The organism is Gillisella terrae, assembly GCF_004801395.1.
Lineage (GTDB): Bacteria > Pseudomonadota > Alphaproteobacteria > Rhizobiales > Rhizobiaceae > Allorhizobium > Allorhizobium terrae.
Genome location: NZ_SSOA01000008.1, coordinates 143,522 through 170,045, shown reverse-complemented (window position 1 = coordinate 170,045; position 26,524 = coordinate 143,522). Strand labels below are relative to the sequence as shown.

Here is a 26,524-nt window from a genome sequence, read left to right as displayed (position 1 = left end):
GAAAGAAGAGATCACCATGGCCCGCACCGATACGCTGAAACTGGGAACCTTCGTCTACACCTTCGGCTTCAACCCGGCGGCGTGGCGGCACCCGGACGCCGATGTGCATGGGGCCAACAAGATTGATCATCTGCTGAATGTGGCGAAAATTTCAGAAGCGGCCAAATTCGATTTCATGTTTCTGGCCGATTCCCCTGCCGCCGCCATTGGCGATGCCGATGCACTGGCCCGCTCGCCCACCAAAATGAACCGGTTTGAGCCATTGTCGCTGATTTCGGCGCTGTCGGTGCTCACCGAAAAGCTCGGCTTTGTCGCCACCGCCTCCACCAGCTATTACGAACCCTATAACATTGCCCGCATCTTTGCCTCCATCGATCATCTCAGCGGCGGCCGTGCCTGCTGGAATGTGGTGACCTCTGACCATGACGAAACCGGCTATAACTACGGTTTTGAAGGCCTGCCGCCGCATGCTCTGCGCTATGAGCGCGGCTCGGAATTTGTCGATGTCGTCTTTGGCCTCTGGGACAGTTTTGAGCCGGATGCACTGGTGCTGGACAAGGCCAACGGGCTATATCACGACAAAGATAAGCTGCACACGCTGAACCATAAGGGCAAGCATTTTCAAGTGCGCGGGCCGCTCAACATTGCAGCTTCGCCGCAAGGCCGCCCGGTGATTGCGCAGGCTGGCGGCTCGGAAGCTGGCATGGAATTGGCCGCCCGCACTGCCGAAATTGTCTTCAGCCTCGCCTCCAATCTGGAGCGTAACAAGGCCTTTGCCGACAATATCAAGGGCCGCATGGCCAAATATGGCCGCTCCACCAATGATTTGAAGCTCATGCCCGGCCTTGTGGTCAATGTTGGAGAAACCAAAGCCGAAGCCCAGGCCAAGGTCGATTTCCTGATCGACAATCTACACCCCGATGTCGGCCGCTGGATGCTGGGCGAATTTCTGGAAGCCGATCTGTCTGGCGTAGCGCTTGATCAGCCCTTCCCGCTGGAGCGCCTGCCCGCCGAGCCAAAAGGCTCAAAAGCCATGTTTGAATGGCTGCGCGATTTCATCATGGAAGGCCATACCGTTGGCGAGCTGATCCGCTTCTATGCCGAGAAAAGCACCGGCAATGGCATCACCGGCACCCCCACCGAAATCGCCGATTTCATGGAAGAGTGGTTTCAGGCTGGGGCCGCCGATGGGTTTATTCTGATGCTGCCCACCCTGCCCGCCAGCTTGAATGATTTTGTACGTCTGGTGCTGCCGGAATTGCGCAGGCGCGGGCTGTTTCGCGAGGAATATGAAGGCAATACGTTGCGGGAGAATTTGGGGCTGTCGATGCCGGTTAATCGCTATGCGGCGGCCAGGAATGGTGGCTGACAGTTGGCTCAATAATCAATGGGCGGCGGCCCCTCCCCAACCCTCCCCACAGGGGGGAGGGAGCAGGTTGAGAACGCCGCCATCCTTGCGCCCATTGAACATTTAATAAATGAAACAGAGATTTACCAAGAATGCAACATACTCCCTCCCCCTTGTGGGGAGGGTTGGGGAGGGGTCTCTTCTTTTCATTTCGAAGTGAATGCAGCCATCCTCAAAACGCCGCCATCAACTCCCGCATCACCCCCACAAACCGCGCGGCAACTTTCTCCCGCGCCTTATGCCGCCCGGCTTCAACCTGCTTGACACCGCCCACCCAGACGCAATCCACTAGAGCACCATTGGCAAAGATGAAACCGTCCATAACCTGATCGCCACTCAAACCAAGATCATGGCGCGGTTTGAGGCTGACAACATCTGCGGGCTTGCCCACGGCCAAGCCACTCTCTGCCATCAAGGCCGCAGCACCACCTATAACGGCACCGTCAAACAAATACCGACCTGTCGAGCCACCCGGCAAAGCCAGAACATTGCGGGCGCGATGGCTAAGGCGCTGCGAATATTCCAGCTGACGCAATTCATCGGCAATGCCAATCAGAATATTGGAGTCCGACCCCACACCAAAGCGCCCGCCTGCCTTGAGAAACACCTCGGCATTGAACGTGCCATCGCCCAGATTGGCCTCGGTGATCGGGCAAAGCCCGGCAATGGCACCGGCTTTCGCCATACGCACAGTTTCATCCTCGGTCATATGGGTTGCGTGGATCAGGCACCAGCGATCAGTCAGCGCGGCATTGTCCAGCAACCAGGCCACGGGGCGCTTGCCCGACCACGCCACGCAATCTTCCACTTCCTTCACCTGCTCGGCGACATGAATATGGATGGGGCCATCGAAAGAAAGCTGTTGCAAGGCAGAGAGTTGTTCTGGTGTCACGGCCCGCAGGCTGTGAGGCGCTATGCCGGTGACGCTACAGGGTAAGCGTGAAGTCGCCTTTTTTGCCCCATCCAACAGCGCTGCAAAACCATCAAGATCATTGATAAACCGCCGCTGCCCTTCATTGGGAACCTGACCGCCAAAGCCGGAATGGGCATAGAAGACCGGCAGCAGCGTGAGGCCAATTCCGGTTTCATCACAGGCCGCCACAATGCGCTCCGCCATCTCGGCACGGTTGGTGAAAGCACTACCATCACGATCATGATGGAGATAGTGAAACTCCCCCACCCGGCCAAAACCAGCTTCCAGCATTTCCACATAAAGCTGAGCGGCAATGGCCTGCATTTGCTCCGGATTCATGGTCAGCGCAAAGCGATACATCACCGTGCGCCAGCTCCAGAAACTGTCACTATCCGGCCCGCGCAATTCCGCCAGACCCGCCATGCCGCGTTGAAAGGCGTGGCTGTGCAGATTGGCCATTGTGGGCAGCAAGACGTCATGCCGCTCATCGCCCACTTTGGCTTCAACACCCTGCTCAATCGCGGAAATTCTGCGGTCTTTCAGCGTCAGCCGCACATCGTTGGCCCAGCCATCCGGCAGCAGCGCCTGTTTTGCGTGGAGTGTCGTCACGGCTTTCCCCTCTCATTTTTCGACTTGCGCCTCGCTTCATTAAGTATATACATAATAGGAAAATCGATTGGGCGCAACGTCGCGTGAGCCATAATAACAAGGGATCAGCATGACACATCGGGATCGCATTTTGACCAATGCGCGGTTGGCAACGCTCAATCCGCAACTCCCCGGCATCGGTATCATCGAGGACGGCGCGCTGATGGTTCGCAATGGGCAGATTGTCTATGCTGGCCCGATGAGCGAGCTGCCCATCAACCTGCTCAACACGGCAGAGATCACCGACTGCGAGGGCCGCTGGATCACCCCCGGCCTGGTGGATTGCCACACCCATCTGGTGCACGCAGGCAACCGCGCTCATGAGTTTGAAATGCGCCTAGCGGGTGCAAGTTATGAGGAAATTGCCCGCGCTGGCGGTGGCATTGTCTCTTCCGTCTCCAAGGTCCGCGCTGCTAGCGAAGCAGATTTGCTGCGCGAAAGCCTGCCGCGTCTGGATGCGCTGCTGGCCGAAGGGGTCACCACGGTTGAGGTCAAATCCGGCTATGGGCTGACGGTGCAAGATGAGCTGAAAATGCTGCGGGCTGCACGACAGCTTGGCGATAAACGGCCCGTGTCCATAACCACCACCTATCTCGGTGCTCATGCCACGCCCGCAGACTATAAGGGCCGCAATGGTGATTTTATCCGCGATGTTGTGTTGCCGGGCTTAAGTGCCGCCCACGCTGAGCATCTGGTCGATGCCGTGGACGGGTTTTGCGAAGGCATTGCTTTTTCACCGGATGAAATGCGCGTGGTTTTTGATGCTGCCAAAGCGCTCGGCCTGCCGGTGAAACTGCATGCCGATCAGCTTTCCAATCTCTCCGGGGCAGCCCTTGCCGCCGAATATGGCGCGCTGTCTGCCGATCATCTGGAATATATCGATGCGGCAGGTGCAAAAGCCATGGCAGAGGCAGGCACGGTTGCGGTGCTTTTGCCGGGTGCTTTTTACTTTATCCGCGAAACAAAAAAGCCGCCCGTCGATCTCTTCCGCCAGCACGGCACCAAAATGGCGCTGGCCACCGACAACAACCCCGGCACCTCGCCGCTCACCTCGCTGCTGCTGACCATGAACATGGGGGCCACCCTGTTTGGCATGACGGTGGAAGAGTGCATCGCGGGCGTCACCCGCGAGGCTGCCCGCGCACTCGGTCGGCTGGATGAGATTGGCACGCTGGAGGCCGGAAAATCGGCTGATCTCGCCATCTGGGATATTTCTGAACTGTCGGAGCTTGTCTACCGCATGGGCTTTAACCCGCTGCACCAGCGGGTGTGGCGCGGCCAAGACACATAACAACAAGGGGCCATCATGACCATTACCCTTCATCCCGGCACCGTGCCGCTGGCCGATCTGGCGAAAATCTATTGGCAGGGCGAACCTGCCGTGCTGGATCGCAGCTTTGATGCGGGCATTGAGCGGGCCGCCAACCGCATTGCCGCCATTGCGGCGGGCAATGAGCCGGTTTATGGCGTCAACACTGGCTTTGGCAAACTGGCCTCCATCAAGATTGATGCTGCCGATACCGCCACGCTTCAGCGCAATCTCATTCTCTCCCATTGCTGCGGTGTCGGTGCCCCCTTGCCGGAAAACATAGTAAGGCTGATCCTGTCGCTCAAGCTGATCTCGCTGGGCCGTGGAGCCTCCGGCGTGCGGCTGGAGCTGGTGCGGTTGATTGAGGCCATGCTGGAAAAGGGCGTGATTCCGCTGATCCCGGAAAAGGGCTCGGTCGGCGCTTCCGGCGATCTGGCCCCGCTTGCCCATATGGCGGCGGTGATGATGGGCGAGGCCGAAGCCTTTTATCAAGGCGAGAAACTGCCGGGCAAACTGGCGCTGGAACGGGCTGGACTCACGCCAGTGATTTTGGCCGCCAAAGAAGGTTTGGCGCTGATCAATGGCACGCAAGCCTCCACCGCGCTGGCCTTGGCCGGGCTTTTCCGCGCCCATCGCGCAGCACAAGCAGCATTGATTACCGGGGCCATGTCTACCGATGCCGCCATGGGGTCTTCGGCACCGTTTACCGCCGATATTCACACGCTTCGCGGCCACAAGGGCCAGATTGATACGGCGGCCAGCTTGCGCGCCTTGTTGGAAGGCTCTGTTATCCGCCAGAGCCATCTGGATGGCGATGAGCGGGTGCAAGATCCTTATTGCATCCGCTGCCAGCCGCAGGTGGATGGCGCTTGCCTTGATCTGCTGCGAATGACGGCCCGCACGTTGGAAATTGAAGCCAATGCGGTGACGGATAATCCGCTGGTGCTCTCCGATGACAGCGTGGTGTCTGGCGGCAATTTCCATGCCGAGCCAGTGGCGTTTGCTGCCGATCAGATTGCGATTGCGGTTTGTGAAATCGGAGCCATTTCTCAACGACGCATCGCACTTCTGGTTGATCCGGCTTTGTCTTACGGCCTGCCTGCGTTTTTGGCGAAAAAGCCGGGCCTCAATTCCGGCCTGATGATTGCCGAAGTGACCTCTGCTGCATTGATGAGTGAAAACAAGCAGATGGCCCATCCTGCCTCCGTCGATTCAACCCCGACCTCGGCCAATCAGGAAGACCATGTGTCCATGGCCTGCCATGGTGCGCGGCGGCTGTTGCAAATGACCGAAAACCTGTTTGCCATCATTGGCATTGAGGCTTTGACGGCAGCGCAGGGCGTGGAGTTTCGCTCCCCCCTGACCACCAGCCCGGAATTGCAAAAGGCAATTGCGACCTTGCGCGACAAAGTGCCAACGCTGGAGGTTGATCGGTTTATGGCACCGGATTTGGCTGCGGCCTCTGCGTTGGTGGCCGATGGGGCTTTGGTGGGCAGTGTGTCGGCTGGGATTTTGCCAGGGTTGGAGGGGTGAAGTGATGATGCCTTTTTTGCATGTATTCGGGGTGAAAGGCCCCTCCCCAACCCCTCCCCACAAGGGGGAGGGGCTTAAGATGCCGCACCGTTTTCACAACGCGGCACCCGATCAGCGGATGCCGCGTTTGCATGAAGCACGACAGCGCAACGGCCAAAGCCCCTCCCCCTTGTGGGGAGGGGTTGGGGAGGGGTTCTAAATGTCCAGTATTTTTCAAATCACCCAAGGCACCTCCCCCGTCATCCTCGCCTTCCCGCACACGGGCACCGATGTGCCGCCCCCCATCTGGGATCGCCTCAACGACAACGGCAAGCTGCTGGCCGATACTGATTGGCATATCCACCATCTGTACGATAGCCTGCTGCCAAACGTCACCACCGTGCGCGCCACCTTCCATCGCTATGTCATTGATGCCAATCGTGATCCGGCGGGGGTAAGCCTTTATCCGGGGCAGAACACCACGGGCCTGATTCCCGAAACAGATTTCGATGGCATATCGATCTGGAAGGCAGGACAGGAACCAACCGAGGCAGATATTGCTGAGCGTTTGAGCGCCTTTCACGCCCCCTATCACGCCGCCCTTTTGGCTGAGATTGAGCGCGTCAAAGCCATTCATGGCGTGGCGGTGCTGTATGATTGCCACTCCATTCGCGGCAACATCCCCTATCTGTTTGAGGGCCGCCTGCCGGATTTCAACATCGGTACCGATATGGGCCGCACCTGTGATGCCGCGATTGAAGCGGCGACCGTTGAAATTGCAGCGTCAGCAAACGGTTACACATCCATTCTCAATGGCCGCTTCAAAGGCGGCTGGACCACCCGCCAGTATGGCAAGCCAGAAAACGGCATTCACGCCATTCAGATGGAGCTGGCGCAAGGCTCACACCTTGCCACAGAGGCCCCACCCTTTGCCTATGACGAGGAAAAGGCGGGCCGTTTACGGGTGCATCTCAAAGCTATTCTGGAGCGGATCGAGCAGATCGCGTTTCAACTGAAACAAAAGAAGGGGGAATGATCATGACCAACCCACGCCACAATATCCGCGATGTGCGGGCCGCAACCGGCACGGAGCTTTCCGCCAAAAGCTGGATGACCGAAGCCCCTCTGCGCATGTTGATGAACAATCTTGACCCCGACGTGGCCGAGCGCCCGCATGAACTGGTGGTCTATGGCGGCATTGGCCGCGCCGCCCGCACCTGGGAGGATTTTGATCGCATCGTTGCCACGCTGAAAACCCTGACCGAAGAAGAAACGCTGGTGGTGCAATCCGGTAAGCCGGTGGGTGTGTTTCGCACCCACAAGGATGCGCCTCGGGTGCTGATTGCCAATTCCAACCTCGTGCCCCATTGGGCCACATGGGACCATTTCAACGAGCTGGATAAGAAGGGACTGGCCATGTATGGCCAGATGACCGCTGGTTCGTGGATTTACATCGGCACCCAAGGCATTGTGCAGGGCACCTATGAAACCTTCGTGGAGGCCGGTCGCCAGCACTATAATGGCAATCTAAAAGGTAAGTGGATACTTACAGGTGGTCTGGGCGGCATGGGTGGCGCACAGCCGCTCGCGGCTGTAATGGCCGGGGCCTGCTGCCTTGCGGTGGAATGCGATGAAACCCGTGTGGATTTTCGCCTTCGCACCCGCTATGTCGATGCCAAGGCCCACACGCTGGATGAAGCTTTGGCGCTGATTGACCAATGGACCAAGGCCGGAGAAGCCAAGTCCGTGGGCCTGATCGGCAATGCTGCTGATATTTTCCCGGAACTGGTGAAGCGCGGTATCCGCCCCGATATTGTTACCGACCAGACCTCGGCACACGATCCGATCAATGGTTACCTACCCTCTGGCTGGACCGTGGCCGAATGGCGCGCCAAGCAGGAAAGCGATCCGAAAGCCGTCGAAGCGGCCGCGCGCGCTTCGATGAAAGTGCATGTTCAGGCCATGGTCGATTTCTGGAACATGGGCGTTCCGACACTGGATTATGGCAACAATATCCGCCAGGTCGCCAAGGAAGAAGGGCTGGAAAATGCCTTTGCCTTCCCCGGCTTTGTGCCCGCCTATATCCGCCCGCTGTTTTGCCGGGGCATTGGTCCGTTCCGTTGGGCGGCGCTGTCTGGTGATCCAGAGGATATTTACAAGACCGATGCCAAGGTGAAGGAATTGCTGCCTGATAATAAGCACCTCCACAATTGGCTGGACATGGCGCGTGAGCGCATTGCCTTTCAGGGCCTGCCTGCTCGTATCTGCTGGGTGGGTCTGGGTGACCGTCACAAGCTGGGTCTGGCTTTCAATGAAATGGTGCGCAATGGCGAGCTGAAAGCCCCGGTGGTGATTGGTCGTGACCATCTGGATTCTGGCTCGGTTGCCTCACCCAACCGCGAAACCGAAGCGATGAGAGATGGCTCGGATGCCGTGTCGGACTGGCCGCTCCTGAACGCGCTGCTCAACTGCGCCTCGGGTGCCACATGGGTGTCACTGCACCATGGTGGCGGGGTCGGCATGGGCTTTAGCCAGCACTCTGGCATGGTGATCTGCGCCGATGGCACCGATGATGCCGCCCGGCGTCTGGAGCGGGTGCTGTGGAACGACCCGGCCACCGGCGTGATGCGCCATGCCGATGCGGGCTATGACATTGCACTGGATTGCGCCAAGGAAAAGGGTCTGCGTCTGCCCGGCATATTGGGCAATTGATATGCAGATCATCCCGCGCAGCAGCTATCAGCGGATGCCCTGGAAAAACGGCAAGGGCCTGACTGAAGAGGTGATAGTCGCTCCGTTAGGCAGCACGATGGAGACGTTTGACTGGCGTCTCTCCATTGCTCATGTCGGCGAGGATGGACCATTTTCCATCTTCCCCGGCGTGGATCGTAGCATTGCGCTTTTGGATGGCGAGGGCCTACGCCTTGATTTGCCCAATGGGGACAGCAAAGTGCTGCGCCCCTACGGAGAGCCCTTCGCCTTTGCGGGTGAATGGGCCATCTCCAGCAGCAATATTGGTGGTCCGACGATCGATCTCAACATCATGACCCGGCGCGGATGCTATCAGCATAGCATGCACCGTTATCGCAGTGTCGAGCCATTGCGCATCCGGGCGGATAGCGACACGATATTGGTGTTTAAATCAGCGGCAGAGATCAAAACAAGAGAGGGCGTGATCAGCACCACGCCCTTTTCAAGTGTAGTACTCAGCGCTGGCGACGACATCACCATCACTGCCAGCGACATCCTTCATCTGCTGGTGATTGAGCTACAGTCAAATCTTTAAGCAGCAAACAGCCCGCCCTTTTTGGCGGGCCCAGGTTATTGACAAACTTCTCGCTCGACGTTTCGTCACCCTCGGGCCTGTCCCGAGGGTCTGCCATGGCTAGATAAGCGCTAGATAAGCGATTGACTTTGCTTGTGAAATTAACGTGGTTAGATGCTCGGCACAGGGCCGAGCATGACGTCGAGGATAAATTTAGGGTTTGTCAGCAGTCTGAGCCCGCCTTTTTGGCGGGCCGAAAATCTCGAAAAACCTTACAGTTTGCCACCGCGCTGCTGGATCATCATGAACGTATCATAGGTATATTCAGACAGCTGCATCCACAGATAGGCCTCGCGCTTGAAGGCGTTCTGGTCGTCATAAATCTTTTTGAAGTCAGGGTTTTTCGCATTGATCTCGGCATAGACTTCCATGGAAGCCTTGAAGCAGGCGTCGAGAATATCCTGACTGAACGGCTTGAGAACCGCCCCTTCCGAGACAATCTGCTTGATCGCAACCGGGTTTTTCAGGTCGTATTTCGCCATCATATTGGTGTTGGCAAAGGCGCAGGCGTCTTCCAGAGCGGTCTTGTAGGCAGGTGGCAGCTCGTTCCATTTGTCGAGATTGACAAAGGCGTGGATGGCAAGACCACCTTCCCAGAAGGCTGGGTAGTAGTAGTATTTCGCCACCTTATAGAAGCCCAGCTTGTGGTCGTCATAGGGGCCGATCCACTCAGCGGCATCAATCGTGCCTTTTTCAAGGGCTGGATAAATATCACCACCGGCAATCTGCTGCGGCACGCCGCCGAGCTTTTCAATGACCTTGCCAGCCAGGCCGGCAATGCGCATTTTCACGCCCTTGATGTCATCCACCGTGTTGATCTCGCGGCGGAACCAGCCGCCCATCTGCGCACCGGTGTTGCCTGCCACAATGCCGTAAAGCTTGTGCTTGGCCCAGAACTCATTCATCAGCTTGTTGCCATTACCCTGATAGAACCAGGCATTGGTCAGACGCGCATTCAAACCAAAAGGAATGGCCGAGCCAATGGCAAAGGTTGGGTCTTTACCCACGTAATAGTAAGAGCAGGTGTGGCACATCTCGACCGTGCCTGCGCCGACTGCGTCAGCCGCCTGCAAGCCCGGCACCACTTCACCGGCTGCAAACACCTGAATTTGGAAATTGCCATCGGTTGCGGCAGCAACGCGGGCGGCAATATCTTCTGCGCCGCCATAAATCGTATCCAGTGATTTGGGGAAAGACGACGTCAAACGCCAGGTAATTTTGGGCAATGATTGCGCAATTGCCGGTGCTGCCAGTGTCGCAGCAGCCACTGTCCCCACAGTGCCAACACCAGCATTTTTCAAAAATCCACGACGATCCATCAGATCCTCCCCATTGCGGTTAAACTCACGTCTCGTCTCCCCTCCGAGAGATCATGCATGGAAGTAACCATGTTGCGTGCGGCAACGCAAGCAAGCACACCCCCTTGTTACAACTAAAGTTCATGGGCATTTCTCATCGCCGTTGACTTCATTTTCAAACAGGTCAAAAACAGCATCATTCCATCGATTTTTCGAAAGCCTCCCATGTCTAAGCCTCTTGTTGCTATTCCTGCCGATTTTAAAGACATCAACGGATCAAACTGGCATTGCGTGCTGGATCAATATGTCAATGCCACGCTGAAAGTGGCAGCGGCTATGCCGGTGCTGATCCCTGCTCTTGAAACGGGTGCCGATATTGATGCGGTGCTGGACCGCGTTGACGGCGTGGTGGTGTCCGGCTCGCCCAGCAATGTGCATCCATCGCTCTATGGCGTGGAGGCAACCGAGGCCTATGGGCCATTTGATCCTGCCCGTGATGCCACATCCCTGCCGCTGATTCGCCGTGCGATTGAGCGCGGGGTGCCGCTCTTGGCCATCTGCCGGGGTATTCAGGAGTTAAACGTGGCGCTGGGCGGCACGCTGGCCACCGAAATTCAAGAGCAGCCCGGCAATTGGGACCACCGCAAACCGCCAACCGAAGATCGCGACCAAGCCTATGCCATCCGCCAGCCGGTGACGATCAAGCAAGGCTCCTGCATTGCCCGCTATCTGGGCACTGATGGCAGCATTCAGATCAATTCGCTGCATCGGCAGGCCATCTCGACGATTGCTCCGCGCCTCCAAGTCGAGGCCGTGGCAGAAGACGGCACCATTGAAGCCGTATCGGTCATCGATGCCAAGGGCTTTGCCGTCGGCGTGCAATGGCACCCGGAATATTGGGCTGAGAGCGATGCCCCCTCCCGCGCCCTGTTTGAAGCCTTTGGGGCGGCAGCGCGAGAGTATGCGGCGTCAAAGGCCGTTAAGCCTTAACAGGCGTCAGCCTTTTACAGGCGTTTCCGGCACTGGCGTTTTCACCACGCCATTGTCGAACCAGCCGATCAGGTTGTCTGCCACCAGATCGGCCATGGCATTGCGGGTATGCACCGACGCCGATGCCACATGCGGCAAGAGTGACATATTGGGCAGATCGAGATAGTCTTTCGGCACTTTCGGCTCGTCGTAGAACACATCAAGGCCAGCGGCGGCAATTGTGCCGTCCTTCAGGGCGGCTATCAGCGCTGCATCGTCCACGCTCCAGCCACGCCCCACATTGATCAATACGCCATTCGGCCCAAGCGCCTTGAGAATATCGGCGTTGATGGCCTTATGGGTCTGCTCGGTTTTCGGCACAATACAGATCAGCGTATCAACCGCTTCTGCCAACGCTTTCAGCGAGGGCTGGTAGCCATAGGATACACCGGGCTTCGGATTACGAGTGTGATAGCTGATCTTGACCTTGAACGGCTCCAGACGACTGGCAATTTCGCCACCAATACGGCCAAGGCCATACAGGCCGACATGACGGCCGCGCAAGGAGAGAGGTGTCAGCGGAAACGCCCCTTCTTTTTCCCAGCGCCCGGCGCGCAAATAGCTTTCTGCCGCATAAAATTGCCGCAGCGTGTTGAGCAGCAGCGCGATGGTGGTGTCGGCCACCTCATCATCGAGCACATCCGGTGTGTTGGTGACAATCACACCGCGGTTGGCGGCAGCCGTCACATCAACTCCGTCATACCCCACACCGAAATTGGCGATCACTTGCAGATTGGGCAGTTTTTCCATCAAAGTCGCAGAGACAGACCCCGCAACGGCAATGCCGCGCACGCGGGCGGCATCGGCCGCGCTCAGATCGACCGGTTGACCAGCCGGTGTCTGTAATATTTCAAAAACAGGGGTTAAACGCTCCAGCACCCGCGGATGAATTTTTCCGGGGATCAAAATAACAGGTTTTTCAGCACTCATATCAATCTCTATTAATCTCGGTGTTTGATCGGCCCGGTTGATTGGCGGATGCGCATTTCAGGCTTGATCAGATGCATGCCATCCGGTTCGTGGCTACCCGCCAGCTTATCCAGAAGTGCGCGCGCTGCAAGCCTGCCCACTTCGGCCTGACCATTCCAAACTGTGGTCAGCGATGGCGTTGCAATCGAGGCCTCCTCAAGATCGTCATAGCCAGTCACGGAAATATCGCGCCCCGGCACAAAGCCAGCCCGAGACACGCCATTCATCAGGCCAATCGCCACCAGATCATTCCAACAGACCGCAGCCGTTGGCTTTTGTGGCAAAGACAGAAAATTCACCGCCGCCTCAAAACCGCCCTGCTTGGTGCGCGGGCCGGGAATGCGCAATTCGGGATCAACCTCAATGCCCGCCTTTCGCAGCGCATTGACGTAGCCCTGATAGCGGTCACGCCCGGTGGAGGTCTGGTCCGTGCCACCGACCATGGCAATCACCCGGTGGCCAAGGCCAATCAAATGGTTGGTGGCCAGCGAAATGCCATAGGTGTCATCACCGCGATAGGTGGGCAGCGCGAGGCCCTCCATGGAGCGGGCAATCAAAATGGCGGGCATGCCGTTGTCTTCAGCCAGCATCACATCTTCCGGCGGCGAGCCGATGGCAGGCGACATGATCACCCCATCACCACCCAGTTGCAGCAGCGTCTCAATGAAGTTGCGCTGTTTTTCCACCGAGTCATAGTGGTTGGACAAAATGAAGGTCTGGCGGCTGCGATCCAGCTCGCTTTCAATGGCTTTGAGAATCTCGCCGTAAAACGGGTTCATGATGTCATGCACCACAACACCGATAATGCCTGAGCGCGAGGTGCGCAGGCTGGCCGCACGGCGATTGTAGATATAGCCCAGCGCGCGGGCCTGATCCTTGATCTTCTCGCGCGTTTCAGCCGCAACCAGCGGACTGTCGCGCAGCGCCAAAGACACGGTTGCGGTCGATAGACCCAAACTATCGGCAATCGTCGAGAGTTTTATTTTTTGCGCCACATTTCCCCTCCCTCAAGCATCGGCCTCAAGCATCGGACCCCGTTGCAAATCCTCTCCGATACCCCAATTAAAATTTTTAATTAAAGTGTTGAATAGCAGAAGGCAATAATTTTCAAAAGTAAAAACCGTCTCACCCGATGGGCTCTTCCATATTTTCCTCAATCTCCACTCGGGCTCCATGAAGATTGCGATCCATCAAGGCCAATAGTTTTAAAAGTTGTTTGACATCCTTGCCGCTCATGCCCTGTGTCGCCTGCTGCTCGGCGGCCTTGTTTGCCGCAAAAATCCGCTCCACCGTGGCCTGTCCCATGGGCGTCAAATAGACTTTTGTCAGCCGGGCATCCGTATCCGATCCCTTACGTTCAAGAAATCCTTGCGCCTCCATGCGGCCAATGGTGCGGGTCATGGTGGGTGCCTTGACCCCCAGTTTTTGTGCCAGAACGCCGGTGCTCAAGCCATTCTCGCTGGCCAACAACAACACAACACCTTCCTGCCCGGCATAGAGACCGCATTGGGCCAGTCTGCGCGTCTGCGCGGTGCGAAAACTGCGCGCGGCTTGTGTCATCATCATGCCCAGATCGCCATGGGCCAGAAGCATATCGTCTTTCGGTGCCGTTTTCAGCTTGCCGGACTTTTTCTTCTTTTCGGACTTGTCCTTTTTGGCCATTTTTCCTCTACAGTCGCGAGCGTGAGTGCTGATATCACTGTCAGATCTGTCTATCACCTTGATCCATAGCCAAAAACCGACCGGGAAACCAGATGCATCGCCCCAACCCACGCTTTGAAATGAACGATCCTGATCTTTTGCCATCGGATCGCGCCCACTGGATTGCCGTTTTGCCTCTGGGGGCCCATGAGCAACACGGGCCACATCTGCCGTTTGAGACCGATAGGATTATTGCGGAAGGCGTGGTTGAACGGCTTATCAAGGCAGTACCGGACCCATTGCCAGTGACATTTCTGCCGGTTGAGCCGATTGGCTATTCGATTGAACATATGGACGTTGAGGGTACAAAAACCCTGAGCTATCAAGAGGCCATCACCCGCTGGCTCGGCATTGCCCAACACCTCAGCACACTTGGCATCCGCAAATTTCTCATGCTCAATGCCCATGGGGGCAATGCCCCGCTGATGACCATTGTTGCCACCGAAGCCCGCGTGCGCTTCAACATGCTGGCGGTGGCCACCAGCTGGACACGCTTTGGCCAACCCGAGGGCTGGATTGATCCCAAAGACAAGGCCATCGACATTCATGGTGGTGACATTGAAACCTCGGTGATGCTGGCACTGCGGCCCGATCTGGTGGCAATGGACAGAGCCGATGCATTTTCGTCGCAGCAATCCCTCTTCATGGATCGCTTCAAGCACCTGCGCGCCTATGGGCCGCATGCCTTTGGCTGGAAAATGTCGGATCTCAACCCTCTTGGCGTTGCAGGCAATGCCAAGGTGGCAACAGCTGAAAAAGGCGAAGCGCTGCTTTCCCATTGCATTCAGGGGCTTGTGGAACTGCTTCACGACATCGACAGCTTCAATGTTGAGAAAGCCTTTGAACTGACATGAAACAGCCCCTATATGAGGTAACACCATAACAATTGGGCACCCCCTGCCCTGACCATCTATCGAGGTTCGAATGAGCGAAGCTGCCGCAAAACCCACACCCGTTACCGTGCTGACCGGCTATCTTGGCTCGGGCAAAACCACGCTGTTGAACCGGATTTTGACCGAGAGCCATGGCAAGAAATATGCCGTCATCGTCAATGAATTTGGTGAAATCGGCATTGATAATGATCTGATCGTCGAATCGGACGAAGAAATCTATGAAATGAACAATGGCTGCGTCTGCTGCACAGTGCGTGGCGATTTGATCCGCGTGGTCGAAGGCCTGATGCGCCGCCCCGGCCGCTTTGACGGGATTATTGTGGAAACCACTGGCCTCGCCGATCCGGTTCCTGTCGCGCAGACCTTCTTCATGGATGATGACGTGCGCAGCAAGACCGAGCTGGATGCCGTGATTGCCTTGGTCGATGCCAAGCATCTGCCTTTGCGCCTGAAAGACAGCCGCGAAGCAGAAGACCAGATTGCCTTTGCCGATGTGGTTGTGGTCAATAAGGCCGATCTCGTCACCCATGACGAGCTGCACCAGATTGAAGACATTGTGCGCGCCATCAATCCATCGGCACGCATTTACACCACCACCCGCTCCGGCGTTGATCTGTCCAAGGTGCTCAATCAGGGTGCTTTCAACCTTGAGCGCGCCTTGGAAAATGATCCGCACTTCCTTGATCACGATGACCCGGACCATGTGTGTGGCCCCGATTGCAATCACGACCACGGCCATCATCACCATGATCACGACCATCACCACCATCATGACCACGGGCATGATCACCATCATCATGGCCACAGCCATGCGCCCTCTGCGATCCATGATGTGACCGTTACATCCATTTCGCTGCGCGGTGGCGAGATGAATCCTGAGCGCTTCTTCCCATGGATTCAGAAAGTCACACAGGTTGATGGCCCGAAAATCCTGCGTCTCAAGGGCATTATCGCCTTCAAGGGTGACCCTGAGCGTTATGTGGTGCAAGGCGTGCACATGATCATTGAAGGTGATCACCAGCGCCCCTGGAAAGAGGGCGAAAAGCACGAGAGCCGTCTTGTGTTCATTGGTCGCGACCTCGACCGCGAAAAGCTGGAAAACAGCTTCAAGGCCTGTGAGGCAACCGCCTGATGCCAACAGTTGCTCCGCTTGATCTGGAAGGCCACGTTTTATTCGCGGCCTTCCTGGGGGATATCCCCGTTTTCGTCACCGCTGCTGGCGCAGTTCACCGTCTCGATGGCGGTGAAAAAATCACGGACGTGAATGCCGGTCTGTTGGTTGCGATCAAGGATGACCATAACCAGACCCTGCTTACCGGTGGTGAAGACGGCAAAGTGCTGCGCATTGCCCATGATGGCAGCGTAACCGAGCTGGCCCATGCTCCGCGCAAGTGGATTTCGGTGCTGGCGGCTGGTCCGCAAGGCGCTGTGGCCTATGCCCATGGCAAGTCGGCCTTTGTGCGTCTGGCCAGCGGCGTGGTGCATGAATATCAGGAAGAACGCAGTGTCGAAGGTCTAGCCTTTGCGCCCAAGGGTCTTCGTCTTGCCATTGCGCGCTACAATGGCGTCACGCTGCGCTTTGTCGGCGCTGAGAGCAAGCCGCTGGATCTCGAGTGGAAGGGCGCACACACCGGCGTCAGCTTTTCACCCGACAACCGCTTTGTGGTCACCGCCATGCAGGAAAATGCGCTGCATGGCTGGAAACTCGACGGGGCTGGTACCGATACCCGTCATATGCGTATGACCGGCTATCCCGCCAAGGTCAAATCCACCTCCTGGTCGACGAAGGGCAAATGGCTTGCATCGTCTGGCGCGCCTGCGGCCATTGTCTGGCCCTTTGCCGGTAAAGATGGCCCGATGGGCAAGGCACCGCAAGAGCTGGGCACCCGCGCCAATATCATGGTGACGCAAGTGGCTTTTCACCCGGCAGAAGAAGTGCTGGCCATCGGCTTTATCGATGGCATGATTTTGGCTGTACGCCTTGCCGATGGCAAGGAAGCGCTTTTGCGGCGCCCCGGCAAGGGGGCTATCACCAGCATGGGCTGGAGCGCCAGCGGCAAATTGCTTTGCTTTGCCTCAGAGGCAGGTGATTGTGGTGTGATAGACATCAGTAGTTAAACTTGATGAAATTGACATAAAAACCAGAGCTCACGCTCTGGTTTTTTTTTGAAAATAACAACCTATCTCTAAATTAATTAAAAATAAATCTGAATCGTAATAACACTATTCTATCGATCTCTGGAATAAAAAAAGTCTGGTTGCATAAGCAAGTATAAATATCCGGAAACGATACAAACATCTGCATTAATGAATTCTAATATTTGAAAGTCATTGCCACTTCAAACAACCTGAAGTGCTATGACATGGCCAATATTTCGACCATCGGCAAAGGGTGTAACCTTGAAGTTCAGCATTTCATCAGCAGTCACAACCAGCGGCATTCTTTTGGCGCTTGGTATTGTTCTTGCTCTGGCAATGGATATGAGAACCCTTCAACATTTGAAGGTCAATGGTCCCGTTTACAATCAGATCATTGATAGCAAAGACCTGATTGCTGATATCTTGCCGCCGCCGCTCTATGTGGTTGAAGCCTATTCTCTGGTGAGCGAAGCGGCCCTCAATCCCGAAACGGTGGCGCAGAACGCTGAACGCCTGAGTGTCTTGCGCAGCCAATATAAGGAACGTCGGGAATATTGGAAAACATCGACCCTGCCTGACAGTATGAAGCAAAAGCTGCAAACCGATGTGCTGGTGAAAGGCGATGCCTTTTGGAAGATCCTTGATAATATTGATCTGAACACTCTTGCCGGTCGCAATGTATCCGAGCAGATAAACCCGCTTAAAATAGCGTTTCACATCCATGAGAAGGCGGTTAATGAGCTGGTTGCCATGGGCGATGCTTATGGCAAGCAAAAAGAACGCGAAGCGGCAGACGTGTCCAAAAGGCTGGAGACCATGAGCTATGCGCTGGGTGGCGCGCTTATTTTGCTGTCTCTTGGCTCTTTGGTGTTTGTTCGCCGCCGGGCGCTTCGCCCGCTGCGCGGCATCACCGACGCCATGACAACAATGGCCATGGGCGATCTGCAAAAAGAGCCGCCGTATCTCAACCGCCATGATGAAATTGGCGATATTGCCAAGGCCCTCGCCATCTTTCGCAATGCCGGTCTTGAAAAACGCCAGATGGAAGAGGACGCCGAGCTGTCGCGGGCAGCCGCCAATGAACAGCGCCGTGTGCGCGAGCGTGAGCGTATGGTTGAGGCCGACACGTTGCGGTTTGTGGTCGAGGAATTGAGCGCAGGACTGAACTGTCTTGCGGATTGCAATATGCGCATGACCCTCGATAACGCCTTCGACCGGCGCTTTGAGGAATTGCGCACCGATTTCAACAAAACCATCGTCATTTTCCGGGCAACGCTTGAGAAAGTGCAGGCCGAGACCGTACTATTGCAAACCAACAGCCGCGAAATGCGCGACGCTTCTGACAATCTCGCCCGGCGCACCGAACAACAGGCCGCAGCGCTGGAAGAAACAGCTGCCGCCCTCGAGCAGGTAGCCTCCACCGTTGCCAGCTCGGCCAGCCGCACGCGCGACACCCGCAATCTGGTCAAGGAAGCCCGCCAATCGGCAACCGCATCAAGCGGCGTGGTCAGGGATGCTGTTACAGCCATGGAGCGGATCGAAGCTGCCTCCTCGGAAATCAGCTCCATCATCAGCGTGATTGATGAGATTGCCTTTCAAACCAACCTGCTGGCCCTTAACGCTGGTGTCGAGGCGGCCCGCGCCGGGGAAGCTGGCAAGGGCTTTGCTGTGGTGGCGCAGGAAGTGCGCGAACTGGCACAGCGTTCGGCAGGCGCCGCCCGCCAGATCAAGGGGCTGATTGAACGCTCCGGCCAGGAAGTGGCCAGCGGCGTGCAGCTTGTGGGCGCAGCCGGTAGCGTGCTTGAGCAGATTGGTCAGTTTGTGGCCCAGATTGATGAGAATATCGACAGGATGTCGAGTGTTGCGGAAGAACAGGCCAGTGGCCTGCAACAAATCAGCAGCTCTGTTCATAGTCTGGACCAGATGACCCAGCAAAATGCTGCCATGGTGGAAGAAACCAATGCGATCAGCCAGACCATTGCCGATGGCGCGGTGACGCTGACCGTGCTGGTAAACCGGTTTCAATTGCCAAACAGTGATGAACAGCACAGACCAAACCAGCATCGGGCTGCATGATCGCAGTCTTTACAGCGCCGTGCGCCAAATATGGCGCACAAAGGCCAGAACGGACCTTCTGGCCTTTGTGCGTGTTCAGATCAGGCCGGTTTTGCGCCACGATCACCCGCTTCAAAATCAACGCCTTTACGCTCAAAGCCGAAGCCTGCAAGGGCGGCCACAGCCACGGCAACAATCACCGCAACAACCAGAAGCGCAAGGGCATAATCGCCGTTCCAGTGCTGGGCCAGCGTTGCCTGAAGCGTGGCATTGCCCGATGCCAGCAGGTTGCCGAGCTGGTAGATAAAGCCCGGAAAGGTGCTGCGCACTTCATCGGGCGATAGCTCATTGAGGTGAGCAGGAATAATGCCCCAGGCCCCCTGCACGAAAAACTGCACAAGGAAGGCACCGATCGCCAGCAGGATGGGTGTTGAGGCATAAACCCACAAAGGTGCGACGGGAAGCACCAGCAGCGCCGCAATCACAATGCCTTTGCGCCGCCCGATCTTTTGCGAAAGAGCGCCGAAAAACAGCCCGCCAAGGATGGCACCGACATTGTAGAACATGGCGATGGCACCGACGGTATGGGCAGAATAATCGCGCTGAACCTCCAGGAATGTTGGATAGATATCCTGCGTGCCGTGGCTGAGGAAATTGAAGGCAGTCATCAGCACCACAGCCCAGATGAACAGTTTCATATTGCCTTTCACCACCGCCATGAAGGGCTGGCGCTCCCGGCCGCGACTGGCAAGAAATGCCGGGGATTCCTCGACATTGCGGCGAATGTAGAGCACCAGCAGTGCTGGTGCCACACCCACAAAGAACATGCCCCGCCAGCCAATCAGCGGATAAAGAAAGAAAAACACCAGCGAGGCCAGCAGATAACCGCTGGGATAGCCCGCCTGCAACAGGCCTGAAACAATGCCACGGGTGCGCTCAGGAATGGTTTCCATGGTGAGCGAGGCTCCCACCCCCCACTCGCCGCCCATGGCAATGCCATAGAGCATGCGCAAGACAATCAGCATGGTCAGCCCGGTTGAAAAGCCCGAGAGCAGCTCGAACAACGAGTAGAGCAAAACATCGACCATCAAGGTGTTGCGCCGACCAAATTTTTCTGCCGCAAGCCCAAACAGCAAAGCCCCCAGCGGTCGCATGGCGAGTGTGAGAAACACCGCCACGGACACCGCCGAGACATCGGTGTTAAACTCTTTGGCGATGTCCTTGAGAACAAAAACAAGAATGAAAAAATCAAAGGCATCAAGGGTCCAGCCAAGATAGCTGGCAATGATGGTGTTGCGTTGTTGGGGTGTTAATCCGCGAAGATCTGCGAGAACAGACATAAGGCCTCCTCCTTCAAGAAAGGAACGAAGAGGGGCTGCGCCGCGACACCGTTCCTTACAGCGCCGTGCGCCATATATGGCGCACAAAGGACGCTGTAACATTTTTAATCTGCTGCATAATTTTCTCCTTAAATCGATTCCGATTTAAGGAATTATGCAGTATCGGCGCGAGCGAACAAACCATGTGGCCAATGTTCTCTGCGTCTGACTGCATTGCTGCATCCTTCGCTGGTGGAATGCGCCAGAGTTGGCAACAATGCGCTTACCAGATTTATAATTGCGCTCGCCGGAAATGGTTCAAGGCGCGCACAATAAACCTTTCGTGACTGAAGCACCTTGGGTGCCGAAATTGGCGCCTGAACACGGAATGTTGAAGAAAACACCGCGTTCATCATGTAAAAACACCCCCGCCGCAAGCGACGAGGGTGTTCAAATGGATCAACAGGATTGCTGTTGATTAGAAGCGGTAAGTTACACCTGTGCCGATCAACCATGGATCGAGCTTGGCCGATCCCTTGACGCGGGCACCGCCCACCGTGGCTTCAAAGTCTGGGCGCAGGTACAACTTCTTCACGTCAAAGTTAAAGCCCCAATGCTGATCGATCATGTAATCGAAACCGACCTGCAAAGCTGCGCCAAAGGTGTTTTTAACATCAAGATCGGTGGCCGCACCGCGGGCCGATTGATTGTAGAATGCGGTGTAGTTGATACCTGCACCAACATAAGGCTTAAACGCACCGAGATCGGTGAAATGATATTGCAAGGTCAGTGTGGGCGGCAGAATCCATGTTTTGCCGATATTGCCCAGACCTGCAATCGATCCCTTACCATCAATCCGCGACGAGGTTGTGCCCAGGATCAATTCTGCGGCGATATTGTCGGTGAAGTAATAGCTGAAATCCAATTCTGGCGTCACGCTATCGCTGGACGACAGGCCAGATCCGGCAATACCATCAACCTTGCCGCTGTCTCTTGTCACCACACCAAGCGCACGGGCGCGGATCTGCCAGGGGCTATGCGGTGTCAAAGGGGATTCAGCCTCCGGGGCCTTTGACACAGGTGCAAGATCAGCCGCCGATACGATCGGGGCCGTGCAAGCCAATGCTGCAAGGGCAACTGCCGTCAGGCTCAAAGTCCGGTTCAATGACATATCGTCTCTCCTGATTGTCGAATAGGCGACAGGGTCCCCCGCCGCGTCATGGCAGGACTATTCACAACCGGAGCGCTCTTTCCCTTGAGATAAATCAATATTTTAACACCCTCTAAAATGAAAAGAGCATCAGGCACCCGCCTGTTGCTGCTTTGCATCAGTTGATTTGACGAGGATCAAATCCGCACCGCGCCTGCCGCCGGATCAACCACTTGTGATGGGCAAATGACGAAAGGACGGCACGACACTGCCCGACTGTCATGGAACTGATAAAAACCAATCCTAGCCTCCGCCCAGATCCAGCCACATCCTGTCGAGCAAACTGGACGTTTCAAAAGGGAACCACCATGGCATCTCACTTACGCCGCACGGCCTTGCGTGCAGGCACCGTATTTCTGTCAGCATCGCTCTGTCTTGGCCCATTCTCTCTGGCTCAATTCTCAGGGGCGACACCCGGCTTTGCAGCGGAGCCAATCGTCAACACGGCAACGCCCATCAAGCATCTCGTGGTGATTTTCCAGGAGAATGTGTCGTTTGATCATTATTTTGCCACCTACCCAAAGGCATCCAATATCGAAGGTGAGCCCGCCTTTGCGGCGGCTGCAAACACACCAAAGGATATTGATACGCTGGCCAATGCCGGGCTTTTGGAAAACAACCCCAACAAGACCAATGCCGGTAACGGAGCCGATGCGGCTGCCCCTTTCCGGCTCGATCGCACGCAGGCCGCCACCAATTCACAAAACCACGGCTACACGGCTGAACAGGCCGCCTATGATAATTTTGCCATGGATCTGTTCCCCGCCAATACCGGACGCGGCACCAAGGGTGCAGCGGGCGCTTTTGGCACCAAGGGCCAGGTGATGGGCTATTATGACGGCAACACTGTCACGGCCTTTTGGAACTATGCCCAGCATTTTGCCCTGAACGACCATTCGTTCTCCACCAATTTCGGCCCGTCCACGCCGGGTGCGATCAATCTGATTTCCGGCCAGACCAACGGCATCAGCCTGCCCCCCGGCTACACGCTGGAAACGGACGGCACCTATTCCAAGGGCCGCATTGTGCCCGATGGCAACGGCAACTGGACGCTGATCAGCGATCTTGATCCCACCGGGGACATCTGCTCGCAAGGCAAGACAGCGTTGATGACGGGCCGCAATATTGGCGATCTGCTCAATGACAAGGGCATTACCTGGGGCTTTTTTGAGGGCGGCTTTGATCTCACCGTCAAGAACCCCAATGGCACCACCGCCTGCAAGCGCTCGACCACATCGGCGATCACCAAGGTTGATCAGGTCGATTACATCCCCCACCATCAGCCGTTCCAATACTATCCATCCACCGCCAATCCGCAGCATATTCGCCCCAGCTCGGTGGATGTGATTGGCACCAGCCATGATGGCGGAGCCAACCACCAGTATGATATCAATGATTTCTACGCCGTTTTGAAAAACGGCAATATGCCTGCTGTCAGCTTTCTCAAGGCACCGGCCTATCAGGATGGCCATGCTGGTTATTCCGACCCGCTGGACGAGCAGGAATTTGTGGCAGATGTGGTCAACAAGCTGCAACAGTCGAAAGACTGGAAGGATACCGCTGTTATCATCCTCTATGACGACTCGGATGGCTGGTACGATCACGCCCACCACGTCATCAACCCTTCCAACATTCCGGTCAAAGGCTATGATGTGTTGAACGGTGCTGCCTGCGGCACTGGCACGCCCATGCCCGGTGTGAATGGTCAGCCCGCTCAGGGCCGTTGTGGCTATGGCACGCGCCAGCCGCTGCTGGTGATTTCGCCCTATGCCAAGCAGAATTTTGTCGACCATACCGTGACCGATCAAACCTCCGTCATGCGATTTATCGAGGACAACTGGATGGGTGGTCAACGTCTGGGCGGTGGCTCGTTTGATGCCGTCGCAGGCTCCCTCAACAACATGTTCAATTGGTCCAAAGCACGCACCGACACCTTGATCCTTGACCCCAAAACCGGCCTCAAAGGCTGATAGGATCAGACAGGACCGGATGCATGATACAGACCTATAAAACGTCCGGCCTGACGCTGCTGGCACTCGCGGGGCTTTGCCTCGCGGGGGCGGGCCTCGGCATTGCCGCACAAAAACATGAAACTGCGGCCGCTCAAGCCGCGCCCCTGAGCGCCGTGGCAAAGCTCGGCAAGGCCATTTTTTACGATCAATCCCTGTCCGGCAGCGGCACCATGTCCTGCGCCACCTGCCATGAGCCTGCCAATCACTATTCCCCTGCCAATGCCCTGCCCGTGCAATTTGGTGGCCCGCAGCTCAATCAGCCGGGGCTTCGCCCGCCGCCAAGCCTTGCCTATAAAATGGCAACGCCCGCTTTTTCGGTTGGCCCGGAAAACTCTGCTGAAGAAGCGGCTGAAGCGGCCCCCATGGCGGAAGCATCCGGCGTGGCCCTTGCCAGCCAGAGCGCACCGGCTGGCGGGCCTGTGACAGGCCGGCCTGTGGTGAAGGCGGTGGCTAGCGCCGACAATGCCGTGCCGCAGGGCGGCATGTTTTGGGATGGTCGGGTCGATAGCCTGCAAGAACAGGCACTTGGCCCACTGCTATCGCCTTTTGAAATGGCCAATCGCGATGAGGCCGATCTTTATCGCAAAATCAAAACCACCTATGGTACGCAACTTGAAGCACTGTTTGGCAAACAGGTGCTGGATGATCCGTCCATGGCTCTTGCAGAAGTCGGCTTTGCACTGGCGCGCTATCAGGTGGAAGATGTCGATTTCCATCCCTATTCCAGCAAATATGACGCTTATTTGCGCGGCAAGGCGACATTGACCCCGGCAGAGGCAAGAGGGCTTGCATTGTTTGACGACCCCAAGAAGGGCAATTGCGCCTCCTGCCATCTGGACAAGATGACGGGCGATGGACAAATGCCCGATTTTACCGATTACGAATATGAAGCGCTGGGCGTGCCACGCAATCCCGCCATTCCCGCCAATGCTGACCCGACATTTTTTGATCGCGGCATTTGTGGCCCCTTTCGCAAGGACGAATTTTCCAAACAGCCGCAAAATTGCGGGCTGTTCAAAACCCCAACCTTGCGCAATGTCGCCACCCGCAAAGTCTATTTCCACAATGGCGTCTACAACACGCTGGAAGACACCACCCGCTTCTATGTTCTCCGCGACACCGATCCGGGCCGAATCTACCCCAAAAAACCGGATGGCACTGTGGACAAGTTCAACGATATGCCCGACAGCGACAAGGCCAATATCGACGTCATCGATGCGCCCATGGATCGCAAACCGGGCCAACCGCCTGCATTAAACGAGGCTGAGATCAAGGATGTCGTTGCCTTCTTAAAGACGCTTACCGACGGCTGGGATTCGAAAAAGCCTTGAGACGCTGCACCACGTTCCAAGACGCGATCCTTCACATCAACTTCGCCGATTTGAAAACTATCTCATATGATGTGAGCCAAGCTATGGATTTGCTCACCACAAGCGCTACTTCAAAAAACATAAATTGTTTTAAGCAAAAGTGGCGGTATTTTATGCGCAAATACATTGAAATTATTGTCCGAAGACTTCCTTTAAAAGGCGAGAAGCAAAGTTCTACAGCCCATACAAAGGGTGTCGTTTTTTTCGCATTGGCCATGCTATTGCTGCCCATATGTACTGTCTATGGGCAGGTCAACGCACCCGATTTTCATGAAAGCGATTGGGTACAAAAAGCCTTTGATTTCGACTCCCCCGAACTTAATTTTGTAAGCAAAGTGCCCCCTGATGCAAAAGTCGCTACAGTGCCGATGAATAAGGCAGAGGCAGGCACAATCGGGGCAATCAAAATTATTGGAAAAATGAATTCAGTAGAAAAAGACCAAAAAATAGAAACAACGATTTTGGGCTTTGATTTACTTGCACCTTCAAACGCTGCCCGCCTTTGTGAATTCGAAGCAAAGTTAGCCTCTTATACGCCGCTAAACGTTAGGGTGAAACCCGATTTTAGCGAAGCTAGAGTATTCGCAACGGATGGCGAAGAAGAAAATACCACCGGGGCAGTTTTCATGTATTGCTTCTCGCGAGGAACCAAGGCTCTTGCGATAAGCATTGTTGCAAACCTGAGTAAAACAGAATCGCAAGAGACTATACGTGACAAGGTCACGCAGGCCCAAAAACACGCAGATGCCTTCATCGACAATCTTGTTTTTTCGAACGGAGAAACAGCCAGTCTTGGCGACAATATGCAGCAGGTGCCAGTCGAAATTGGCAAAAACAGCCTAAATCTTCGTATTCCCGCAGGGTGGGACATACCAATAAATGACTTTCACGGAGCGTTGCCTGCGGAACTCCATATGATCCGACAACAAGGCGGGAAAGCAGTTGGCGCAATTTGGTTATCCGTGCTGGAACAACAACTAGAACCGAACATTGACAGCCTGAGCCTACCCCTCGTTCGTGAGTATTTTGACAAACAATCTCCGACAAAAACTGAACTCAAGCTGATCGGAACACGCGATAACGCACAACTTCTTGACGCCGGGGTCAAAAACAAGAGTTTTCTTTTTTCTGCAACCGATGAGAATGGAGACAGTGACGGAGACATAGAAGCAACATTCATCTGGCATTCGGGGCGTCTCTGGATACTCACTCTCTGGTCCGCTTGGCCAGAGACAGCCGATCGCAATCTGTTCTTTTCACGTCTCCCCGGCTTGACAGCATATGACATGGTGAAATCGCAGATTACTGACTATGTTATAAAACATTAATCAGAAGCAGAAATAGCAAGTGATTGATATTTTGAATCTGACGGTCTCAATACAAAAAAGCCCTTTCCGTCTCTGGAAAGGGCTTT

The 26,524-nt window shown here is 55.8% G+C and carries 21 protein-coding genes; 14 read left to right on the top strand and 7 right to left on the bottom strand.

Annotated features, from left to right (window positions below; all coding sequences use genetic code 11):
- Positions 1–16: 16 nt before the first annotated feature.
- Positions 17–1,369, top strand: a complete 1,353-nt coding sequence (locus E6C51_RS15055; protein WP_190236584.1) for an LLM class flavin-dependent oxidoreductase — start codon at positions 17–19, stop codon at positions 1,367–1,369.
- Positions 1,370–1,580: 211 nt separating this feature from the next.
- Here E6C51_RS15055 and E6C51_RS15050 read toward each other — a convergent pair whose 3' ends face one another.
- On the bottom strand, positions 1,581–2,930 hold the full coding sequence (locus E6C51_RS15050; RefSeq protein ID WP_190236557.1) for a formimidoylglutamate deiminase: 1,350 nt from the start codon (positions 2,928–2,930) through the stop codon (positions 1,581–1,583).
- 109 nt (positions 2,931–3,039) lie between these two features.
- On the opposite strand from E6C51_RS15050, the gene hutI reads away from it, so the two are divergent.
- The 5 genes from hutI to E6C51_RS15025 all read left to right on the top strand — a co-directional run bounded on the left by hutI (position 3,040) and on the right by E6C51_RS15025 (position 9,076).
- Positions 3,040–4,260: an imidazolonepropionase gene (gene hutI, locus E6C51_RS15045; protein WP_190236556.1), complete on the top strand. Its 1,221-nt coding sequence runs from the start codon at positions 3,040–3,042 to the stop codon at positions 4,258–4,260.
- Positions 4,261–4,275: 15 nt separating this feature from the next.
- Complete coding sequence (gene hutH, locus E6C51_RS15040) at positions 4,276–5,811, top strand: histidine ammonia-lyase (RefSeq protein ID WP_190236555.1); 1,536 nt, start codon at positions 4,276–4,278, stop codon at positions 5,809–5,811.
- A 199-nt stretch (positions 5,812–6,010) separates the two neighbouring features.
- Positions 6,011–6,826 carry an N-formylglutamate deformylase gene (gene hutG, locus E6C51_RS15035; RefSeq protein WP_190236554.1) on the top strand — a complete coding sequence of 272 codons (816 nt, stop codon included), beginning with the start codon at positions 6,011–6,013 and terminating at the stop codon, positions 6,824–6,826.
- A 2-nt stretch (positions 6,827–6,828) separates the two neighbouring features.
- Positions 6,829–8,502, top strand: a complete 1,674-nt coding sequence (hutU, locus tag E6C51_RS15030; RefSeq protein WP_190236553.1) for a urocanate hydratase — start codon at positions 6,829–6,831, stop codon at positions 8,500–8,502.
- A 1-nt stretch (position 8,503) separates the two neighbouring features.
- Positions 8,504–9,076 carry a HutD/Ves family protein gene (locus E6C51_RS15025; RefSeq protein ID WP_190236552.1) on the top strand — a complete coding sequence of 191 codons (573 nt, stop codon included), beginning with the start codon at positions 8,504–8,506 and terminating at the stop codon, positions 9,074–9,076.
- Between the two features lie 251 nt (positions 9,077–9,327).
- Here the strand turns inward: E6C51_RS15025 and E6C51_RS15020 are convergent, their stop codons facing one another.
- Positions 9,328–10,434, bottom strand: coding sequence for a TRAP transporter substrate-binding protein (locus E6C51_RS15020; RefSeq protein ID WP_146936727.1), 1,107 nt, complete (start codon positions 10,432–10,434; stop codon positions 9,328–9,330).
- A gap of 204 nt (positions 10,435–10,638) precedes the next feature.
- Between E6C51_RS15020 and E6C51_RS15015 the strand changes: the two genes are divergently transcribed.
- Positions 10,639–11,403 (top strand): gamma-glutamyl-gamma-aminobutyrate hydrolase family protein, encoded by a 765-nt coding sequence (locus tag E6C51_RS15015; RefSeq protein WP_190236551.1) that lies wholly within the window; start codon positions 10,639–10,641, stop codon positions 11,401–11,403.
- A 6-nt stretch (positions 11,404–11,409) separates the two neighbouring features.
- Here the strand turns inward: E6C51_RS15015 and E6C51_RS15010 are convergent, their stop codons facing one another.
- From E6C51_RS15010 to E6C51_RS15000, 3 genes are all read right to left on the bottom strand, one after another.
- The gene (locus E6C51_RS15010; RefSeq protein WP_190236550.1) at positions 11,410–12,372 is read right to left on the bottom strand and encodes a 2-hydroxyacid dehydrogenase; all 963 of its coding nucleotides are present in this window, start codon (positions 12,370–12,372) and stop codon (positions 11,410–11,412) included.
- A gap of 11 nt (positions 12,373–12,383) precedes the next feature.
- A complete protein-coding gene (locus tag E6C51_RS15005; RefSeq protein WP_146936721.1) occupies positions 12,384–13,406 on the bottom strand; it encodes a LacI family DNA-binding transcriptional regulator in 1,023 nt (340 codons plus the stop codon).
- A 130-nt stretch (positions 13,407–13,536) separates the two neighbouring features.
- Positions 13,537–14,073 (bottom strand): MarR family winged helix-turn-helix transcriptional regulator, encoded by a 537-nt coding sequence (locus E6C51_RS15000; RefSeq protein ID WP_146936719.1) that lies wholly within the window; start codon positions 14,071–14,073, stop codon positions 13,537–13,539.
- Between the two features lie 92 nt (positions 14,074–14,165).
- Between E6C51_RS15000 and E6C51_RS14995 the strand changes: the two genes are divergently transcribed.
- From E6C51_RS14995 to E6C51_RS14980, 4 genes are all read left to right on the top strand, one after another.
- Positions 14,166–14,966 carry a creatininase family protein gene (locus tag E6C51_RS14995; RefSeq protein WP_190236549.1) on the top strand — a complete coding sequence of 267 codons (801 nt, stop codon included), beginning with the start codon at positions 14,166–14,168 and terminating at the stop codon, positions 14,964–14,966.
- A 70-nt stretch (positions 14,967–15,036) separates the two neighbouring features.
- Positions 15,037–16,137 carry a CobW family GTP-binding protein gene (locus E6C51_RS14990; protein WP_190236548.1) on the top strand — a complete coding sequence of 367 codons (1,101 nt, stop codon included), beginning with the start codon at positions 15,037–15,039 and terminating at the stop codon, positions 16,135–16,137.
- Positions 16,137–17,123, top strand: a complete 987-nt coding sequence (locus tag E6C51_RS14985) for a WD40 repeat domain-containing protein (protein WP_146936713.1) — start codon at positions 16,137–16,139, stop codon at positions 17,121–17,123. The genes E6C51_RS14990 and E6C51_RS14985 overlap by 1 nt, the downstream gene beginning before the upstream one ends.
- Positions 17,124–17,405: 282 nt before the next feature.
- Complete coding sequence (locus tag E6C51_RS14980) at positions 17,406–19,220, top strand: methyl-accepting chemotaxis protein (RefSeq protein ID WP_190236547.1); 1,815 nt, start codon at positions 17,406–17,408, stop codon at positions 19,218–19,220.
- Between the two features lie 80 nt (positions 19,221–19,300).
- Here the strand turns inward: E6C51_RS14980 and E6C51_RS14975 are convergent, their stop codons facing one another.
- Together E6C51_RS14975 and E6C51_RS14970 are read right to left on the bottom strand one after the other, a co-directional pair.
- Positions 19,301–20,539: an MFS transporter gene (locus E6C51_RS14975; RefSeq protein WP_146936709.1), complete on the bottom strand. Its 1,239-nt coding sequence runs from the start codon at positions 20,537–20,539 to the stop codon at positions 19,301–19,303.
- Between the two features lie 457 nt (positions 20,540–20,996).
- On the bottom strand, positions 20,997–21,689 hold the full coding sequence (locus tag E6C51_RS14970; protein WP_146936707.1) for an OmpW/AlkL family protein: 693 nt from the start codon (positions 21,687–21,689) through the stop codon (positions 20,997–20,999).
- Positions 21,690–22,036: 347 nt separating this feature from the next.
- Here E6C51_RS14970 and E6C51_RS14965 point away from each other — a divergent pair, with 347 nt between their 5' ends.
- The 3 genes from E6C51_RS14965 (at position 22,037) to E6C51_RS14955 (ending at position 26,438) form a co-directional block, all read left to right on the top strand.
- Entirely contained in the window at positions 22,037–23,698 is a 1,662-nt protein-coding gene (locus tag E6C51_RS14965; protein WP_190236546.1) for a phospholipase C, read from the top strand.
- Between the two features lie 23 nt (positions 23,699–23,721).
- Entirely contained in the window at positions 23,722–25,071 is a 1,350-nt protein-coding gene (locus E6C51_RS14960) for a cytochrome-c peroxidase (RefSeq protein ID WP_190236545.1), read from the top strand.
- 83 nt (positions 25,072–25,154) lie between these two features.
- Positions 25,155–26,438 (top strand): hypothetical protein, encoded by a 1,284-nt coding sequence (locus tag E6C51_RS14955; protein ID WP_190236544.1) that lies wholly within the window; start codon positions 25,155–25,157, stop codon positions 26,436–26,438.
- Positions 26,439–26,524: the final 86 nt, after the last annotated feature.

Bases quoted from the DNA above. Each gene is read 5' to 3' on its own strand.
- E6C51_RS15055 (WP_190236584.1), top strand. From the start codon at position 17: ATGGCCCGCACCGATACGCTGAAACTGGGAACCTTCGTCTACACCTTC.
- hutI (WP_190236556.1), top strand. From the start codon at position 3,040: ATGACACATCGGGATCGCATTTTGACCAATGCGCGGTTGGCAACGCTC.
- hutH (WP_190236555.1), top strand. From the start codon at position 4,276: ATGACCATTACCCTTCATCCCGGCACCGTGCCGCTGGCCGATCTGGCG.
- hutG (WP_190236554.1), top strand. From the start codon at position 6,011: ATGTCCAGTATTTTTCAAATCACCCAAGGCACCTCCCCCGTCATCCTC.
- hutU (WP_190236553.1), top strand. From the start codon at position 6,829: ATGACCAACCCACGCCACAATATCCGCGATGTGCGGGCCGCAACCGGC.
- E6C51_RS15025 (WP_190236552.1), top strand. From the start codon at position 8,504: ATGCAGATCATCCCGCGCAGCAGCTATCAGCGGATGCCCTGGAAAAAC.
- E6C51_RS15020 (WP_146936727.1), bottom strand. From the start codon at position 10,434: ATGGATCGTCGTGGATTTTTGAAAAATGCTGGTGTTGGCACTGTGGGG.
- E6C51_RS15015 (WP_190236551.1), top strand. From the start codon at position 10,639: ATGTCTAAGCCTCTTGTTGCTATTCCTGCCGATTTTAAAGACATCAAC.
- E6C51_RS15010 (WP_190236550.1), bottom strand. From the start codon at position 12,372: ATGAGTGCTGAAAAACCTGTTATTTTGATCCCCGGAAAAATTCATCCG.
- E6C51_RS15000 (WP_146936719.1), bottom strand. From the start codon at position 14,073: ATGGCCAAAAAGGACAAGTCCGAAAAGAAGAAAAAGTCCGGCAAGCTG.
- E6C51_RS14995 (WP_190236549.1), top strand. From the start codon at position 14,166: ATGCATCGCCCCAACCCACGCTTTGAAATGAACGATCCTGATCTTTTG.
- E6C51_RS14990 (WP_190236548.1), top strand. From the start codon at position 15,037: ATGAGCGAAGCTGCCGCAAAACCCACACCCGTTACCGTGCTGACCGGC.
- E6C51_RS14985 (WP_146936713.1), top strand. From the start codon at position 16,137: ATGCCAACAGTTGCTCCGCTTGATCTGGAAGGCCACGTTTTATTCGCG.
- E6C51_RS14975 (WP_146936709.1), bottom strand. From the start codon at position 20,539: ATGTCTGTTCTCGCAGATCTTCGCGGATTAACACCCCAACAACGCAAC.
- E6C51_RS14970 (WP_146936707.1), bottom strand. From the start codon at position 21,689: ATGTCATTGAACCGGACTTTGAGCCTGACGGCAGTTGCCCTTGCAGCA.
- E6C51_RS14965 (WP_190236546.1), top strand. From the start codon at position 22,037: ATGGCATCTCACTTACGCCGCACGGCCTTGCGTGCAGGCACCGTATTT.
- E6C51_RS14960 (WP_190236545.1), top strand. From the start codon at position 23,722: ATGATACAGACCTATAAAACGTCCGGCCTGACGCTGCTGGCACTCGCG.
- E6C51_RS14955 (WP_190236544.1), top strand. From the start codon at position 25,155: ATGGATTTGCTCACCACAAGCGCTACTTCAAAAAACATAAATTGTTTT.